Source organism: Nocardia sp. NPDC049149, assembly GCF_043197455.1.
GTDB lineage: Bacteria > Actinomycetota > Actinomycetes > Mycobacteriales > Mycobacteriaceae > Nocardia.
In genome coordinates, this window is sequence record NZ_JBICTD010000002.1 from 903213 (window position 1) to 920308 (window position 17096).

General features: G+C 68.5%; 17 protein-coding genes. 9 read left to right on the forward strand and 8 right to left on the reverse strand.

Annotated features, from left to right (window positions below):
- Position 1: 1 nt before the first annotated feature.
- Positions 2-895, forward strand: coding sequence for an SGNH/GDSL hydrolase family protein (locus tag ACGFNJ_RS09970; RefSeq protein WP_393445516.1), 894 nt, complete (start codon positions 2-4; stop codon positions 893-895).
- Positions 896-935: 40 nt separating this feature from the next.
- On the forward strand, positions 936-2156 hold the full coding sequence (locus ACGFNJ_RS09975) for an acetyl-CoA C-acetyltransferase (RefSeq protein WP_393445518.1): 1221 nt from the start codon (positions 936-938) through the stop codon (positions 2154-2156).
- A 66-nt stretch (positions 2157-2222) separates the two neighbouring features.
- Here ACGFNJ_RS09975 and ACGFNJ_RS09980 read toward each other — a convergent pair whose 3' ends face one another.
- The 3 genes from ACGFNJ_RS09980 to ACGFNJ_RS09990 form a co-directional block, all read right to left on the reverse strand.
- Positions 2223-3089: a Bax inhibitor-1/YccA family protein gene (locus tag ACGFNJ_RS09980; RefSeq protein WP_393445519.1), complete on the reverse strand. Its 867-nt coding sequence runs from the start codon at positions 3087-3089 to the stop codon at positions 2223-2225.
- Between the two features lie 124 nt (positions 3090-3213).
- Entirely contained in the window at positions 3214-4365 is a 1152-nt protein-coding gene (locus ACGFNJ_RS09985) for a class I SAM-dependent methyltransferase (protein ID WP_393445520.1), read from the reverse strand.
- Positions 4366-4482: 117 nt separating this feature from the next.
- Positions 4483-5088 (reverse strand): hypothetical protein, encoded by a 606-nt coding sequence (locus tag ACGFNJ_RS09990; RefSeq protein ID WP_393445521.1) that lies wholly within the window; start codon positions 5086-5088, stop codon positions 4483-4485.
- Between the two features lie 191 nt (positions 5089-5279).
- Between ACGFNJ_RS09990 and ACGFNJ_RS09995 the strand changes: the two genes are divergently transcribed.
- The 3 genes from ACGFNJ_RS09995 (at position 5280) to ACGFNJ_RS10005 (ending at position 7204) form a co-directional block, all read left to right on the forward strand.
- Positions 5280-5870 carry a hypothetical protein gene (locus tag ACGFNJ_RS09995; RefSeq protein ID WP_393445523.1) on the forward strand — a complete coding sequence of 197 codons (591 nt, stop codon included), beginning with the start codon at positions 5280-5282 and terminating at the stop codon, positions 5868-5870.
- Between the two features lie 47 nt (positions 5871-5917).
- Complete coding sequence (locus ACGFNJ_RS10000) at positions 5918-6490, forward strand: hypothetical protein (RefSeq protein ID WP_393445526.1); 573 nt, start codon at positions 5918-5920, stop codon at positions 6488-6490.
- Positions 6491-6571: 81 nt separating this feature from the next.
- The gene (locus tag ACGFNJ_RS10005; protein WP_393445529.1) at positions 6572-7204 is read left to right on the forward strand and encodes a DUF305 domain-containing protein; all 633 of its coding nucleotides are present in this window, start codon (positions 6572-6574) and stop codon (positions 7202-7204) included.
- Positions 7205-7288: 84 nt separating this feature from the next.
- Here ACGFNJ_RS10005 and ACGFNJ_RS10010 read toward each other — a convergent pair whose 3' ends face one another.
- The 3 genes from ACGFNJ_RS10010 to ACGFNJ_RS10020 all read right to left on the reverse strand — a co-directional run bounded on the left by ACGFNJ_RS10010 (position 7289) and on the right by ACGFNJ_RS10020 (position 10320).
- Positions 7289-8044 carry an alpha/beta fold hydrolase gene (locus ACGFNJ_RS10010; protein WP_393445533.1) on the reverse strand — a complete coding sequence of 252 codons (756 nt, stop codon included), beginning with the start codon at positions 8042-8044 and terminating at the stop codon, positions 7289-7291.
- A gap of 123 nt (positions 8045-8167) precedes the next feature.
- The gene (locus ACGFNJ_RS10015; protein WP_393445536.1) at positions 8168-8596 is read right to left on the reverse strand and encodes a hypothetical protein; all 429 of its coding nucleotides are present in this window, start codon (positions 8594-8596) and stop codon (positions 8168-8170) included.
- Between the two features lie 134 nt (positions 8597-8730).
- A complete protein-coding gene (locus ACGFNJ_RS10020; protein ID WP_393445539.1) occupies positions 8731-10320 on the reverse strand; it encodes an FAD-dependent monooxygenase in 1590 nt (529 codons plus the stop codon).
- Between the two features lie 80 nt (positions 10321-10400).
- Here ACGFNJ_RS10020 and ACGFNJ_RS10025 point away from each other — a divergent pair, with 80 nt between their 5' ends.
- Positions 10401-11108, forward strand: a complete 708-nt coding sequence (locus ACGFNJ_RS10025; RefSeq protein ID WP_393445541.1) for a TetR/AcrR family transcriptional regulator — start codon at positions 10401-10403, stop codon at positions 11106-11108.
- 24 nt (positions 11109-11132) lie between these two features.
- Here the strand turns inward: ACGFNJ_RS10025 and ACGFNJ_RS10030 are convergent, their stop codons facing one another.
- Positions 11133-12632, reverse strand: a complete 1500-nt coding sequence (locus tag ACGFNJ_RS10030) for a three-helix bundle dimerization domain-containing protein (protein ID WP_393445545.1) — start codon at positions 12630-12632, stop codon at positions 11133-11135.
- A 403-nt stretch (positions 12633-13035) separates the two neighbouring features.
- Here ACGFNJ_RS10030 and ACGFNJ_RS10035 point away from each other — a divergent pair, with 403 nt between their 5' ends.
- Entirely contained in the window at positions 13036-13839 is an 804-nt protein-coding gene (locus tag ACGFNJ_RS10035) for an SDR family oxidoreductase (protein ID WP_393445547.1), read from the forward strand.
- Between the two features lie 24 nt (positions 13840-13863).
- On the opposite strand, the gene ACGFNJ_RS10040 is transcribed toward ACGFNJ_RS10035, so the two are convergent.
- On the reverse strand, positions 13864-14793 hold the full coding sequence (locus ACGFNJ_RS10040) for a LysR substrate-binding domain-containing protein (RefSeq protein ID WP_393445549.1): 930 nt from the start codon (positions 14791-14793) through the stop codon (positions 13864-13866).
- Positions 14794-14924: 131 nt separating this feature from the next.
- Between ACGFNJ_RS10040 and ACGFNJ_RS10045 the strand changes: the two genes are divergently transcribed.
- Together ACGFNJ_RS10045 and bioB are read left to right on the forward strand one after the other, a co-directional pair.
- Positions 14925-15929, forward strand: a complete 1005-nt coding sequence (locus ACGFNJ_RS10045; protein WP_393445551.1) for a YeiH family protein — start codon at positions 14925-14927, stop codon at positions 15927-15929.
- A gap of 101 nt (positions 15930-16030) precedes the next feature.
- Complete coding sequence (bioB, locus tag ACGFNJ_RS10050; RefSeq protein ID WP_393445553.1) at positions 16031-17095, forward strand: biotin synthase BioB; 1065 nt, start codon at positions 16031-16033, stop codon at positions 17093-17095.
- Position 17096: the final 1 nt, after the last annotated feature.

The following is a 17096-nucleotide window of genomic DNA, read 5'->3' on the forward strand; positions in this document are numbered from 1 at the left end:
TGTGAGTGCACCACGCATTGGCTGGCGTACCGCCGCGGTGACCGGTGCCGCGACCGTGCTGGCCGGCTCCGGAGCGACCACGGCATGGTGGGCAGCGTCCAAACTATTGATGGCACAGGCCGGCGTCGCCCGTGGCGTGATCGGCCGCGATACCTCGAAACCCCCTGAGGCCGACGGCATCTACACCGCGGGCTGCCTCGAGCCGGAGCGGTGGCGCACCGGCAAGCACGCGGACCTGCACCTGATGATCTTCGGTGACTCCACCGCGGCCGGTGTCGGCTGCGTGGTCGCCGACGAGGTGCCCGGCGTGCGACTGGCCCGTGGCCTCGCGGTGGCCACCGGGCAACGAATCCGGTTGAGCACCAAGGCGATCTCCGGCGCCACCTCCAAGGGGTTGTCCGGTCAGGTGGATGCCATGTTCGTGGCAGGCCCGCCGCCGGACGCGGCGGTCATCCTGATCGGCGCCAACGACATCACCAAGAAGCATTCGGTGCGCGCCTCGGCCCGCAGGCTGGCCGCCGCGGTCGCGCGGCTGCACATGGCCGACGCCGTTGTCGTGGTCGGCACCTGCCCGAATCTCGGCACGGTGACCGCGATTCCGCAGCCGCTGCGCACCGTGGTGCACAACTGGAGTGTCCGGCTGGCCCGCGCGCAGACGGTGGCCACCACCGTCGCGGGCGGGCGGCCGGTCCCGATGGGCTATCTGCTCGCTCCCGAGTTCCGGGCACAGCCCGAACTGCTGTTCGCCGCCGACGGGTTCCATCCGTCGGCCGCAGGCTACGAACTCGCGGCGGCGCAACTACTTCCGGTGCTGCTGACGGCACTCGACGAGGCGACCCCCGCCGCTTCCCGGTCATCGGGGCGCGACGTAGATTCGATACGAACTCGCGAGTAACAACAACGGTTCGCACGTACCTTCCGACAAAGGAGTCCTCATGCCTGAGGCTGTCATCGTCTCGACCGCCCGCTCCCCCATCGGCCGGGCGGCCAAGGGATCACTGGTCGACATGCGGCCCGACGACCTGACCACCCAGATCGTCCGCGCGGCGCTGGACAAGGTGCCCGCCCTCGACCCGAACACGATCGATGACCTGATCCTCGGCTGCGGTTCGCCCGGCGGCGAGTCGGGTTTCAACATCGCCCGCATCGTGGCGGTCGAGCTCGGCTACGACCTGGTGCCAGGCACCACCGTGCACCGCTACTGCGCCTCGTCGTTGCAGTCGACCCGGATGGCGTTCCACGCGATCAAGGCAGGCGAGGGTGACGTCTTCATCTCCGCGGGCGTCGAGACGGTGTCGCGGTACAAGAACGGTTCCGCCGACAGCTGGCCGAACACCAAGAACACGCTCTTCGCCGACGCCGAGGCGCGCACCGCGAAGACCGCAGAGGGCGGCGCAGGCGCCTGGCACGATCCGCGCGCGGACGGCCTGCTCCCGGACGCCTACATCGCGATGGGGCAGACCGCGGAGAACGTGGCGAGCTTCACCGGCATCACCCGCGAGGAGCAGGACCGCTGGGGCGTCCGCTCGCAGAACCGGGCCGAGGAAGCGATCAAGAACGGCTTCTTCGAACGCGAGATCACCCCGGTCACGCTGCCGGACGGCTCGATCGTCGCGAAGGACGACGGCCCGCGCGCGGGCGTCACCTACGAGGCGGTCAGCCAGCTGAAGCCGGTGTTCCGCCCCGACGGCACGATCACCGCGGGCAACTGCTGTCCGCTCAACGACGGCGCCGCCGCGCTGGTCGTGATGAGCGACACCAGGGCCAAGGAGCTCGGCCTGACTCCGCTGGCTCGCATCGTGTCCACCGGCGTCTCCGGGTTGTCCCCGGAGATCATGGGCCTCGGCCCGATCGAGGCGTGCAAGCGCGCGCTCGCCTTGGCGGGCAAGTCGATCGACGACATCGACCTGGTCGAGATCAACGAGGCGTTCGCGGTGCAGGTGCTCGGCTCGGCCCGCGAGCTGAAGATCGACGAGGACAAGCTGAACGTCTCCGGCGGCGCGATCGCGCTCGGCCACCCGTTCGGCATGACCGGCGCCCGCATCACCACCACGCTGATCAACAACCTGCAGACCTACGACAAGCAGTTCGGTCTGGAGACCATGTGCGTCGGCGGCGGCCAGGGCATGGCGATGGTCATCGAGCGCTTGAGCTAGCCCGAGAAGCTGAAAAGCAACGGCCCCCTTCCTGAGTCAGGAAGGGGGCCATTAGCTTTCGGACTACTAGTCGTTGTTGAAGTAGCTCAGCAGGCGCAGGATCTCGACGTACAGCCAGACCAGGGTGACGGTCAGGCCGAGCGCGACGCCCCAGGCCGCCTTCTCCGGCGCCTGGGCGCGGATCAGCTGGTCGGCGGCGTCGAAGTCGAGCAGGAAGCTGAACGCGGCGATTGCGATGACCACCAGGCTGAAGATGATGGCGATCGGGCCGCCGTCGCGCAGGCCGAGGCCGCCGGAGATGAAGAAGCTGGCGATCAAGTTGCCGAGCGCGAGCACGAGCACGCCGATCATGGCGCCGACGATCATCCTGGTGAAGCGCGGGGTGACGCGGATCGCGCCGGTCTTGTAGACGACGAGCATGCCTGCGAAGACGCCGAAGGTGCCGAGCACCGCCTGCGCGATCATCGCGCTACCGCCGACACCACCGAACTCGATGTTGGTGAACATGAACGACAGCGCACCGACGAACAGACCCTCGAAGACCGCGTACGAGAGCACGAGGACCGGGTTGTCCATCTTGTTGGCGAAGGTCGCGATGAGCACGAGCACCAGGCCGATGAGGCCGCCGCCGATGACGAAAAGCGGTGCCAGCGAGGTGTTCGCGTTGGTCAGGCCGTAGGAGATGATCGCCGACAGCGCAAGCACGCCGAGCGTGATCGCGGTCTTGGTGACCACGTCATCGATGGTCATCGCCCGGGTGGCGGGCGCCTGCTGGTAGGGCTGCGGCTGGTACTGCTGGCCGTACTGGTTCCCGTATTGCTGTCCCAGCTGGCCCATTTGGCCCGCACCGGCGACGCCCGAACCGAAATTGGCGTAGCCACCGCCCTCTTGCCGAGGCAGGTTTCTGAAAACCGGATTCGAAGTGGTACGCACGTGCGTCCCTTTCTGGTCGTTGCCGCTGTCCGTCGAGCCTTCGCTCGATACCAACTGTCTGGTCCAACGTCTGCTGCCCGGCACAAGTTCCCACGGGGGCGTGACCAGGCGGACATTTCGGACTCTACCGTTGCGGCGCGTCGTGTAAACCACGCACGGACCGAGTGACCGTGAATTTACGGTTTCGACCCATCACGTCGGTGTGGCCGACCATGCGCTCGATGACCCCGCGATAGTTCAGATGGGAGTTGAAGACCGTCCAGAGCTCGCCGCCCGGCCGCAGCACCCGGCCGGTTTCGGCGAACATCTTGATCGCCGATCCGGTGTGCACGGCGGCGCCGACGTGGAACGGCGGATTGCACAGCACCAGGTCGGCGCTGTTGTCCGCCGCCGTCGACATCGCGTCGTCGCGGACGACGGTCACCCGGTCGGCGACCCCGTTGACGGCGACCGTCGCCTGGGCTGAGGCGACCGCGGCCGCCGATTGATCGGTGCCGAGCACCTTGATGCCCGGCCGCGCCTTGGACAGTGCGACGGCCAGTATCCCGGTGCCGCAGCCCAGATCGACGGCTTCGCGTGCGTCGGGCTTCATCCATTTCAGGTGCTGCAGCAGGAATCGGGTGCCGATGTCGAGGCGGGTGCCGGAGAATGCGGCGCCGTGCGCGACCACGTCGATGTCGAGGTCCTCGACTCGTTCACAGACCGGAAAGGGCGGATCGCCCACCGGTTTCGGCCCGCTGACCAGCAGGGTCCGCGACTTCTGTCTGCCGCGGCTCGCCCTGACCTCGGAAAACGATGCGGCGAGAACGTCGTTCATCGACTTCGTCAGGTACTTGTCCCGGCCACCCGCGAACACCACCACCTCGGGATCGGCATAGCGCGCGATGGCGTCGGCGACCTCGACGAGCCCGGCCAGCGCGCGCGGGAGCCGCAGCAACACCACGGTGGCGTCGGCAAGCAGGGCTCGACCGAGCGGGTGCGCGGTGTAGCGATCGGCGAGCCCGAGCGCCCGTGCGTTGTTGGCAAGCGCCAGCTCACCGGTCAGTAAATCCTGGTGTACCCGCAGCCCGCGCAGGTCGTGTGCCGCGATCGCGCCGATGGTCAGTGCACCGTAGGCGTCACCGATCACAGCTATCTTTCCGCTATCGGCGCTGGCGAGAGCATCGGCGGCCACATCGAGGATCAGCCGATCGGCGGCATCCACGGCGTAGAGGTTCAATGCCTCCACATCGGGATACCGCCGCAGCCGGCCGAGCACTTCCTCGATATCTGTCACCTCTCAAGTGTGCTAGATCGTTGCCCCTTCGTCACACCTGGGCCGGTCAATCGGCGATTCCGCACCTCCCCTGCGGCCAGGCGTACAGCGAAATCGCCAGCACTGCACCGGATTCGACTAATTGACGCCAGCCTTGCCGCCAGCAGGGGTCACCGCGTGCCAGACCTTACCGACGCCTTGCCCGAGCAGATCGCCAGGCTTCTGGTCCTTCGCGAAGAAGTAGACCGGCCAGCCCGCAATCGTGATTTGGCATGCGCCGTCGGCACGTTCGATGAAGCCGACGAGTTGCGGGTCGACACCCGCCGCGTACACCGCCTGATCCCGCTGCACGAGCAGCGGCGGCCAGGTGGTGGCGCACTCGCCTGCGCAGTTCGAGGCGGGCGGGTTGTTGGTGTCCTTGTCGAAGCGGTAGACCGCGCGGTCGGTCGCCGTAACGTACTGTCCGACAGCACTATTGTCGGCGATCGCGAGCTGCAGGGCATTCGTGCCGGTCGGCGCGGTTCCGCGGTAGACCTTCAGCCAGCCCTGGGTCTTGGCGGGCGCCTGGCTCTGCGGCGCGCCCGCGGGCGCAACGACCGAGGTCGCCGCCGCGGGCGCCGGGGCAGGAGCGGGGGCAGGCTTCGCGGTGCCCGAGCTTCCACAGGCACTCAGCGCACCGGCGAGAATGACCGAGGCAGCGGCGAATGGCAGCGCGGCGCGATGGAAGTGCTTGGTCGACAGCATTATTCGAGTCCTCCGGAGGGATCAATTGACGCTTGGTCGCGTCCGGTCATCAACAACAACGAGCCAGACCCATGCCCGGTTCATCCGCCATGGATGTCCATTGGCAAACATCGAGAAACCCCACAGCCCCGCAGACGTCGCGCCTCGCGAAATCCCGCATGCCGTGCCGCGCGGCGTTTACCATCAGCCCCATGCGCAACAGCATGGTGGGGATGATCACCGCTCCCGCGGCACTGCTTCTGACGGCAGCGCTGCTCAGCGGCTGTGACATCGACGGAACCAGCGCGAACAGCGTGGCGCCGGGAACGACGACCGGCACCCTCGCCGTCGAGCCGACCACCCCGCGCGATGCGCATCCCAAACGCAGCACGGCTTCCAACGGCGCGGGCCTCACGGTCACCGGCATCAGAATCGGCAGGCAGCCCGGCTTCGACCGGGTGGTCTACGACCTCGGCGGTCAGGGCACACCCGGCTGGGTCGTGCAGTACGCCGACCGGGCCGTGCAGGACGGCAGCGGCAAGGTCGTCGACGTGGCGGGCGTCTCCATCCTGGAGGTGCAGATCCTCGGCTCGGCATACCCGTTCGACAGTGCGGTGACGCCGTATGCCGGGCCGGACCCCGCGACCGATCCGAGCGCGCCGGGGATCGCGGGCGTCTATCGGACCCTCGTGTTCGAAGGCACCACCCAGTCGTTCATCGGCGTCAACGCGGATCGGCCCGGGTTCGCGGTCAGCACGCTCAGCAACCCGACCCGCTTGGTCATCGACATCTACACCGGATAGGGCGAGTACCACTAGGGGGTATTGCGAGCCGACGCTAGACTGGCCGCGTGCTCGAACAGCAGCTCCCACACAGGGTGACCCGGTTCGCCCGGGCAGTCGGTGTGTTGTTGCTGCTCGCGGGGATCGTGGCGATGCACGCGGCAGTGTTCGCGCGGCCGGATCACGAGCACAGCAGTCGGCTGCCTGCCACCGCTCATGGCACGGCCGCCGCTCAGCACGGCTCGCCAGGACAGCCCGGCGCAGTCGGCAGGCACAGCATCGGCGCACCAGACGCTACGGCCACAGCTGCCGGGCATGGGCTCGGTCAGCCGCTTGCGCACGATGCCACCCCACCGATGGCGATGTCCGCGCTCGGCTCGATGTTCCCGATGCCCGATCATGGTGCGGGAGGGGCGGATTGCGCGGGCGGCGGCTGCGCGGGCGCCCACGGCGGGATGCACGGATGCGTGTTCATCCTGTCCACGATCGCGTTGCTGTTCGGGCTGGTCCTGCTCTATCGGATGGCCCTCGATCGGCCGGGCACCGGCCTCGCGCGGCCCCGGTCTCTGCGGCGGCGGCGCGAGCGGGCACCGCCGTGGACGGTGCTCTCCCTTGCCGAATTGTCGATTCTGCGGATCTGACAGGTACCCGGCGACCGTTTCCGATGGTCGCCGCTGAGTCGTGCCTGTCCCCATCATTCGCATATCGCAAGGAGCACAACCATGTTCATCACCCGTACCCGGATCACGTCCGCCGTCACCGCGGCCGTCGCCGCCACTGCCCTGCTCGTCGCGGGCTGTAGCGACAACGACTCCGGCACGAACAACTCCATGCCGGGCATGGATCACAGCACGTCGAGCACCCCCGCATCATCGAAAGCGCCCGCGGCCCGTGGTGATTTCAACGATGCCGACGTCACCTTCCTCACGATGATGTACCCGCATCATGCGCAGGCGGTGGACATGGCGAAGCTGGTGCCGAGCCGGACCCAGAACCCGGAGCTGCGCGCACTGGCCACGAAGGTGGAGCAGGCGCAGGCACCGGAGATGCAGCAGATCACCACGCTGCTACAGAGTTTCGGCAAGCCTGCGCCGAGCGCGGGCGGCCACGGCGGTCACGACATGCCGGGAATGATGGGCACTGACCAGATGACCGCATTGCAGGCCGCGTCCGGCCCCGACTTCGATCGCCAGTGGTTGACCATGATGATCGAGCATCACACCGGTGCGGTCGCGATGGCCGAGACCGAACTCGCGGGCGGCACGAATGCCGAGTCGAAGGCGTTGGCCAAGGCCATCATCGACGGCCAGCGCGCCGAAATCGACATGATGCGAGGCATGCTCGGCCAGCGCTGATCGGATCAGTCGGCCGCACCGGGACATTCGTTGCCCCGGTGCGGCAGGCACCACTCCGGACCGACTCCCCTCCGGCCGCTCCGGTCACGCACGATGGAAGAACTTCTCCACCAGGGCGTTGAACGGCTCGCCGGTATCGGGAACCAGGTGGCCCATGCCCGGACACACCGCGCGTTCGGCGCCGGTCTGCTCGGCGATGGCGTCACACACGGCCTCGAAGGCGGGCGCGTGCCCGCCGGAGACCGACAGGATCGGGAACTGCGCCGCTCGCAGCACATGCACCGGCGGCGCTGCCTCGTCGGGCGGGCGCGCGCCTTGGAGTTGCCGCATTCCCGCGAGCAGCACCTCGGGTATCGGCTCGCCGAGCTCCACCGGAACTCCGACAAGGTCGAAGAATCCACGCAACGCCACGTCCGCGGGGACATCGACGCCTTCGATGAGCTCCCGCGTCGCCGCGGCCATGGCATCGACGTCGGGGTTACCGCGGGCGATGCCGAACAACGGTGGCTCGACAACGGTGAGCGAGCGGATGTGCTCGGGCCGGTGTGCTGCGGCGTACATCGACACGATCGCGCCGTAGGACAGCCCGACCAGATGCACGGGCCGGTCGAGCAGTTGATCGGCGACCAGCCGCGCCTCCGGCTCGAAATCCTGTCGCGCGTAGGGTGTTCCGCCGTGGCCGGGGCGGTCCGGCGCGAGCAGCGTCCACCGGTCGGTCAGCGGGCGCTGGGCGCGCCAGGCCTCGCGACCGCCGAGGATGCTGCCGTGCACCAAGACCACCGGTGGTCCGTCGCCCCACCGGTGCACATGCAGGCGGATAGCGGAATTCGTCGAGTCCACCTCGACCTCCTTCACTGACTGTCGTCACGATGCGGCTTCGGTTCCGTGGCGGTGCGTCGCCATTGACGCAGCGACTCCGGTGGCGCTGTGTCCGCCGCGGAACCGAATCACCCTGGCGCCGAACTACTTGGGCGCACCGGGGATGCACTCGGTGCGGTTGACCTCGGACAGGTGCAGGCTCGCCTTGGCGATGTCAGGTCCGATGGACTGGATGGTGGCCTGCCCCTTCGAGATCGCGCGGTAACCAGAACCGATCGTGTCGAGGTCGGCGGCGGCCTGCGCGGGCGCGATCGCCTTCACCTTGTCGAACTCATCGGCCGCCTTGCCGTATTCGGCAGGCGAGATATCCGGCTTCAAGGCCAGGTCACGGGTGCTGCGGGACAGTTCGACCACCGCGTGGCAGTAGTCACCGGCGGAGCCGGCCGCCGCCACACTGCTCGTTCCCGGCGCGCTGCTCGTGCCCGCGCTGCTGCTCTTGTCGTCGGAGCAGCCTGCGCCTGCGGCGGTGACCAGGGCGGCGAGCGCGATCGTGCAGAGAATTCGGCGATGCATGGACGTTCCTTCGAGTAGTGGCGACTTGTGCTGTCGGCAATACTTCAGCGCGGACGTCTCACCGGCCTTTCATGCACATCTCAGCTGCTCCGAGCACCGAGGCGAACCCGCGCACGCGCAGGTCGGGCTCGCATTCAGCGATCGAGGACCTGGCGGAGCACGCGCTCGAGCGCACCGGCCGGATCGGCGGGTGCGGTCGGCGACCGCCAGGCGATGACCTGGTCCGGACGCACCAGCACCGCCCCGTCGGCGGCGATACCGACCCGTCCCGGCCACTCCGGCACGCCGATCACGGTGGCCACGAGCGGGATCCGCAGCTGATCGGCGACCTGCTGCGCCGCAGGCACCCAATGGTCACCGGCCGGGCCTGCCAGCACCGCGAAGCCCGTCGCGACGAGATCGAGGGTGGATCGGCGCTCGCCGATCCAGAGGTGCGGGAGCCGGGAGCCGGGGGTGCCGTCCAGGACGCGATCGATGTCCTCGAGATCGGGCAACCGGACGTCGGGATCGATCACCGCGGTCGAGTCGTAGCGGCCGCCGAGCTGCACCACCGGCGCGGCGGCCATACCGACGGCGGTGCGGGCGGCTCCGGCCTCGGGGCTGGTATCCCAGTGCAGCCGTGGGTTGGCCACCCGCAGCAACGCTTGGCCGAGGGTGTAGTCGGCGACCGATCGACGTTCCGCCGTATAGGTCCGCAGCAGTGCGGGCCCGGCCTGGTCGTGCAGGACCGCGGCCAGCTTCCATGCAAGGTTGTGTGCGTCGGCGACACCGGTGTTCACACCGAACGCGCCCTGGGGCGGTACGGTGTGCGCCGCGTCGCCGATCAGGAAGACTCGCTCCGACTGGAACGTGTCGGCAAGTAAACCCCGTGCCCGCCAAGGCAACCGACTGAGTAGCTGCACATCCAAGGTAGGGTCGCCGACCGCGGTGCGGATCAACGCGCGGCACCGCTGCTCGGTGAAGTCGGCGGGCGACTGTCCCGCGTCCGGGTGGTAATCGGTATGGAATATCCACTCTTTCGCACCATCGACCGTCACCACCATGCCCGGCGCGTCCGGACCGGTGATGTCGCAGGTGGTGAAGTGCCGACCCTGGGTGTACGGCCGCAGGTCGGCGCGAAAGAGCATGCTGATCTTCGGATTACCCAGCGCCCCTGGACCGGTGGTGCCGATGCCCAGCGCGGTGCGTACTCCGCTGCGCGCTCCGTCGGCCGCGATCAGATAGTCCGCGCGGACCGTCGTCCCGTCGTCGAGCCGCGCGGTGATGCCGTCGGCGTCCTGCTCGAACGTCACCAACCGCGTCGAATACCGAATCGCCGCACCACGTTCCACCGCGGCGGGCGCGAGCACCGAGTCCAGCCGGTCCTGCGCGCAGACGCCGCGGATCGAGGCCGGGCTGATCTGGCCGGAGCCCCAGCCGGTCCGGATCGGCGGGGCGTCCGGGATCCCGGACAGGTCCACCGCGGCGAGCGTCGGGCCGGAGATCTTGCCGAGGCTGCCCGCCGACATGTCGACGGCCACCGCGTCTACCTCGTCCGCGAGCCCGACCTGGCGCAGGAATTCCATGGTGCGTGGGCCGAGCCCGGTGGCCCGCGGGTGAATCGACCGCGCTGCCTCCTGCTCCACTACCAGCGCGGAAACCCCGTGGTAGGCAAGGAAAACCGCGGCGCTCATGCCGACCGACCCGGCACCGGCGATCAGCACGGGAACTCTTGTCTCGGCCATGCGCGCTCCTTATGGCTACAGTGTGCTCATTACGGCTACACTGTAACCATAAGGCTGAGAACTGTGCAATGGAGGATGCGATGACCAAGACGCCGGGGCTGGTGTGGACCAAGGAGCAACGGGCACCTAGCCGCCGCGCGCCCAGCGTCGCGCGGATCGTGGACACCGCCATCGACCTGGCCGACAGCGAGGGCCTCGACGCGGTCTCCATGCGCCGAGTCGCCACCGCGCTCGCCTCGGGCACCGCATCGCTGTACCGCTACGTGGCGAGCCGGGACGATCTGGTCGATCTCATGATCGATGCGGTGCACGGCAAGAACGCACCGCCCGCGCTCACCGGGGACTGGCGCGCCGACCTCACCGCGGTCGCCGCACACCTGCGCGCGACGCTGGTCCGGCATCCGTGGCTCGGTTCCGAACTGACCGGCCGCCCGGCACTCGGCGCGAATTCCCTACGCCTGCAGGACGTGGCACTCACCGCCGCGGGCGCGCACACCCGCGACATCACGCTCGCCGCGGCCATCGTCGACACCGTGCACGCCTACGTGTTCGGCGCCGTCGCCCAGCAGCTGGCCGATGAAAGGGCCCAGCACCGAACCGGTCTCACCGAGGTCGAATGGCAGCAGGCCGTCGCGCCCTACCTTCACGAGGTGCTCGCCGGCGGCGAGTATCCCGAGTTCGGCCGCCGGGTGCGCGATGCCGTCGATCCGGACGCGGATCAGCGTTTCGAGTTCGGCCTGAACTGCGTGCTCGACGGAATCGCCGCGCGCGCAGCGGGAATCAGCTGAGCCGTGCGATCGCCGACGCTGGATCTAGTTGTAGGACTTGCCGACTCCGTCGAGAAGGCGCTCCAGGGTGTCGAAGGTGGGCGTGCTGATCACGTCGAGGACGTCAGGGGCGACCGGAATGTTGTGCTCGGCCGCCACTGTGCCGAACTGAGCGGCGTCGCCGGTGCGGAAGCCGTGTGCGGCGGCGAGCCGCTGCAAGTCGGGGTCGGTGGCCAGCAGCTTGCCGAGCCGATCCCCTGCATCGTCGAACGGCACAACGGTGTGCCGGGACAGGATGGTCGGCGACGGGTACAGCAGCGTCATGTCGGGCTTGACCTGCCCGCGCACGGTGGCCTCGACGAACTGCGCCTCGTAGATCCAGACCATCGGCGTCGGGCCCATGCCGCCGGTGAGGTAGTTCTCGAACGGGCCTTCGCTGCTGTTCTGGGTGTACCCCTGGCCGACGAAAAGCCTTGCCACCGTGGGGATGACGTTCTGCTCGGCCGAGTCGCCCTGCACGATCGCGTTGTTGTTCGCGACATAACTCGCGATGGCGAGGTACATCGCGGCGGAGTTGGAGCTGCGCGGATCGGTGGTGGAGATCAGCAAGTTCTTGTGCACCGGGTAGGCGGTGTTGTCCGGCAGGTCGTCCCACCGCGTGCGGTTGCCGACCATCGTCAGATACTTGGCCATGTCGAACGTCGGCACCGGACCGGGGCGCACCACGCCTGCCTTGGTCAGCAGGTCGAAGATCGGCGTGAATGTCGCGATCGCCATCGGCGAGGAGAACGGCGTGTATTTCGCGGTCACGTTGCGCTGCCGCTGAATTCGCTGTGCCGACTGTTCGCTGGACGGAAAGGCGAAGTCGTATTTCGCCAGGTCGATCGAGGTGGCGATCTCGCGCGACCCCGCCGGATCGACCTCGACCTTCACCCCGTTGCGCGCCAGCACCTCGGCGACCTTCGGATCCTGGAAGAACGGCAGCTTCTCGGAGCCGACCACGCCGCGCACCACCTTGACCGGGCCGACCGGCGCGGCGAGCGAAGGCGTCGGCGCAGGGCCGGGCTTGCGGATCGCGAGCGCGAGCGTCACGACGGTCACCACCACAAGCGCCGCGACCACGGCAGCGACCGCCGCGGGCGCGAAACGCTTGTTCGCGGACCAGGTTTCCCGCCGCGACTCGGGCAGACCGCCTTCCGCGGGCTCGGGCACCTGCTTCCTGAGGCGTTCATCCGTCGTCGGCCACCGGTGCGGCGGCATCGTCGTGTACGCCGGATCGGCCTGCACCGCAACCGCACCCGCCATCTCGGCCGGGCGTTCCAACTGTCGGCGCGCGGTGCGCTCCACCAGGATCGGGACGAACTGGCGCACCGGATGGCCTTGGAATCGCCTGCGGGCGGCCGCCACCGCCGCCTCGACCTGCTCCACCGAGTAAGTGCCGCTGAAGTTTTCGACCAACCGATCCGTCAGCTGACGGATCGCCTGCTCCTCCCGAACAGTGTCGGCAACCACTACATGCTCCTCGGGCATCACATCGGCCAGCATCCTGCGACGATGGCGAGCCCCGTCGCGACCGGCCAACCCTAGCCCCAACACACCCGACCGGAAACCGCTGAAAAACAGCCCAATCCGGGCACGGATCGCCATGGGGCACGCGTCCGCCGTCCGCAGCCTAAGTGTGTTGTCCCAGCTCAGAGCGCCGCGGCGGTGCCTGCCTGTGGCGAGGCCCGCACTCCCCGATACCGCAGAACCCCGAACGACCGCTCGCACACCCGTCCGCAGAATTCAAGTCGCCATCTCCCCTGCGCTACCCGCTGTTGCGCTCGTGTTTGCCCCACCACCGCGCCTACGCCGGTCGGCGCGCAGCCGCCATTCCTGGCATCGACAAACACCGGCGTACGCCGAACGCGCTATCGTCAGGCAGAGGCCGCTGCCGAAGGAGATGCTTATGCCGCGCACCGCAGTTGTCACCGGCGCTTCGTCCGGGATCGGGAAGGCGACGGCAGCCGCACTGGTCGCGCGGGGCTATCGGGTGATCGGGACGAGCCGGAAACCTGAAGGTCTCGGCGAGGACGCCCGCGCCGCCGGAGTGGAGTACCGGGCGCTCGATCTGACCGACAGCGCGTCGATCGACGCGTTCGTCGCCGGGCTCGGCGAGATCGATGTGCTGGTCAACAATGCGGGCGAAAGCCAGGCGGGTCCGCTGGCCGAGCTGCCCGCCGACGCGATCGAGCGGCTGTTCCGGCTGAATGTGCTCGGGCCGGTGGCGTTGACGCAGGCGGTGCTGCCCGGCATGCGTGAGCGCGGGTACGGGCGGGTGGTGATGGTCGGGTCGATGATCGCGAGCTTCCCGATGCCGTACCGCTCCTCCTACGCGGCGACCAAGGCGGCATTGAAGGCTTTCGCAGTGGCGGCGCGATTCGAGGAATCGCCGTTCGGCGTGTGGCTCACCACGGTCGAGCCAGGTCAGATCAATACCGGGCTGTTCGAGCGCAGGACGAAGTACCTGACCGACGGCTCGCCGCACACCGCCGACTTCACCTCGTTCATGGCCAAGTTGGATGAGCAGCAGGCGAAAGGCATTACCGCCGAACGGGTTGCGGACACCATCGTCAAGGCGATCGAGGCCGAGCGCCCCGGCCCGCTCTACGCTGTCGGCAGCAACGCCCCCGTCCTGTTCGCGGTGCGTAAGTTGTTGCCGCGCACAGTGATGGAACGACTCATTGCGCGCGCCCACGGACTGGCGCGATAACCCGTCGGGCCCAAGCCTGCTGAATCACCAATGCCGCGCGTCGCGCGCCTCCAGCCGCGCGGCATGCTCGGCCAGCACTCCCGCCGCGCCGGACGGCGGTGTTTGACGCCGCCATATCGCGCGAAACTTCCGGGACAGCACCACCGAATCCGCAACGGGCACTTCAACAAGCGTGCCGCTCGTCAGATCGGGCGCCGCGATCAGCCTGCTCAGCACCGCAGGTGCCACCGCAGCCCGTGCCGCGGCGGAGATCGCCACCGCAGAGCCCAACTCGGCGGCGGGCCTGGCCGGTTGACATTCGGCGCCGAGGATCTCCCAGACGGTGTCCCTGGTGCCGGAACCCGGCTCGCGCCAGAGCAGCGGGGTGGTCGCCAGTTCGCGCAGCGTGACCGGCGTGCGGCGGTGCGCCCACGGATGGGCCGACCCGACGACGACCACCAGTTCATCCGCGCCGAGCACCCGGCTGCCGAGGCCGGAGGGCGGGTGCGGGCCCTCCACGAATCCGATATCGGCCGCGCCGTCACGCACCAGCGCCTCGACGTGGCGGGTGTTGTCCACCTCGAGCGACACCGCCACCTCCGGACAGCTGGCCCGCAACGCGTTGAGCCACTGCGGAATCCGATGATCGGCGATCGTCTTGGACGCGGCGACCCGCAGCCGGGGCACCTCGGCGGCGTGCAGCGCGGCGACACCGGCGGTGAAGGCCTGCGCGGCCTCGAGCACCAAGCGGGCGTGCCCGACCACCGAGCGTCCGGCATCGGTCAACGCCGACCCGGTCGGGCTGCGGTCGAGCAGGCGCAACCGCAGCCGACGCTCCAGCGTGCTGATCCGCATGCTCGCGGCGGGCTGGCTGATGCCGTGCCTGCGCGCGGCCGCGCCGAGACTGCCGAGCTCCGCGACGGAGACGAGCAGATCGAGCACCTCCAGTTCAGGCGTCCCCGGCGATAGCGTCATCACACCGATTATGGTCGCGCCCAACACTGTTGGCATCCCCTCAACCGCACGGGTGCTCATCAGCGGCGCTGATGGGGTCGTCGCGAATCGGCGGCTACCCGGCCCGCGGTGCGTGCACGATCGTCTGAGAGATGACGCATCTCCGTCGATTCGGTCCCGGCCTGCTGGTGGCGGCGGCGTTGGCGACCGTAGCGACCCTGCTCGGCACCGTGCTGCCGATCGTCGGCGGGCCGGTGCTCGCCCTGTTCGGCGGTGTTGCCGTCGGTGTCGTCGGACGCCGATTCGTCGCCGACACCGGACCGCTCGGGCCGGGGCTGACGCTGACCAAGCAGCGGTTCCTCGCCGCCGCCATCGTGCTGCTCGGCCTCGGCATGCCGGTCGGTTCGGTGCTCACTGTCGGCCGGGACACCGCCGTGGTGCTGATCGGCACGCTCGTCGCAGGCGCTGTCGCCGCGGTGGTCGTCGGCAGGCTGCTCGCCCTCGATCGTGAGTCGGCGACCCTGGTCGCGGTCGGCACGACCATCTGCGGCGCCTCCGCCATCGCGGCCGCCACCGCGGTGCTCAAGCCGGATCGCCACCGGGTCGCCTACGCGCTCGCCACCATCTTCGTCTTCAATGTCGTTGCGGTTCTGGTCTATCCACCGCTCGGTCGGCTACTCGGCTTGTCACAGGAAGCATTCGGGCTCTGGGCGGGTACCGCCATCAACGACACCTCCTCGGTGCTGGCTGCCGGTGTCGTCTTCGGTCCTGCCGCAGCGCATTTCGCGGTGATCGTCAAGCTGGTCCGCAGCCTGATGATCGTCCCGCTGTGCGTCGGCTTGCACCTCGCGAAGCGCCGCAGCGCACCCGATCACGCAGCGAACACACCACTACGCCAGGTGTTTCCGCTGTTCGTCGTGCTGTTCCTCGGTGCATCCCTCATCGCCGGACTCGGCATACTGCCGGACTCACTGACCGCTCCGCTGGCCCGGCTCAGCGGATGGCTCATCGCCGCGGTCCTCGCCGCCATCGGCACCGGCCTGACCTGGCAGCAACTACGCACCGCAGGCGCCCGCCCACTGCTGTTCGGCGGCATCCTCGCCGTCGTCCTCGGCACCTCCAGTCTCGCACTCCAACTGGCCACCGGCTGGTGGTGATACCCGAAAGCCAGCAGCATTTCCCCTGAACAAGGGTACACATGAACACCGTTCAAGAAAATACTTGAACACTGTTCAAGTCTGTTGGTACGGTGGCCGCCATGACGGCTCAACAACTGGATCACTTGGCGGACAAAGCAATACGACGCGAGACCCCGACGCGTGCCGAGGCGCTCGCGGTGTTGTCCGAATCCTTCGAACTGCTCGACGTGGTCGCGGCAGGCGCCAGGGTGCGGCGTGAGTTCTTCGGGCGGCGGGTGAAGCTGAACACCATCGTGAACATGAAAAGCGGCCTGTGCCCGGAGGATTGCGGCTACTGCTCGCAGCGCCTCGGCTCCGCGTCCGAGGTGCTCAAGTACTCGTGGATCACCCCGGCCAAGGCCGCCGAGGTCGCGAACCAGGCGGTCAAGGCAGGCGCAAAGCGAGTGTGCCTGGTGGCCAGCGGCCGAGGTCCCGGCGACCAGGACATCCGGCGCATCGAAGACACGATCGCCGCGATCACCGAGGACAATCCCCAGGTCGAGGTGTGCGTCTGCCTCGGACTGCTGGCCGACGGGCAGGCCGAACGCCTCGCCGCCGCAGGCGCGCATGCCTACAGCCACAACCTGAACACCAGCGAGGCGCGCTACTCAGACATCTGCTCGACCCACACCTTCGACGATCGGGTCGACACCCTGCGCCGGGCCACAACGGCAGGCCTATCCCCCTGTTCCGGGGCGATCTTCGGCATGGGGGAATCCGACGACGACATCGTGGATCTCGCTGTCGCACTGCGCGATCTCGATCCGGACTCGGTGCCGGTGAACTTCCTGATCCCGTTCGACGGCACGCCGCTCGGCGACCGCTGGGACCTGACACCGGATCGTTGTCTGCGCATCCTCGCGCTGTTCCGCTTCTACTTTCCCGACGTGGAGGTGCGCCTGGCCGGTGGGCGCGAGATCCACCTGCGCAGCATGCAACCGCTGGCGCTGCACCTGGCCAACTCGATGTTCCTCGGCGACTACCTCACCAGCGAGGGCCAGCCCGGTGTCGACGACCGTCAAATGATCGCCGACGCAGGCTTTCTCGTCGAAGGCGTCGAGGACCAGACACTCCCGGCGGCCCGCCACGACCTGGTCGCCATCCGCCGCCGGGGCGCAGGCACCGAGCTGCCCGCGAACGCCTGAG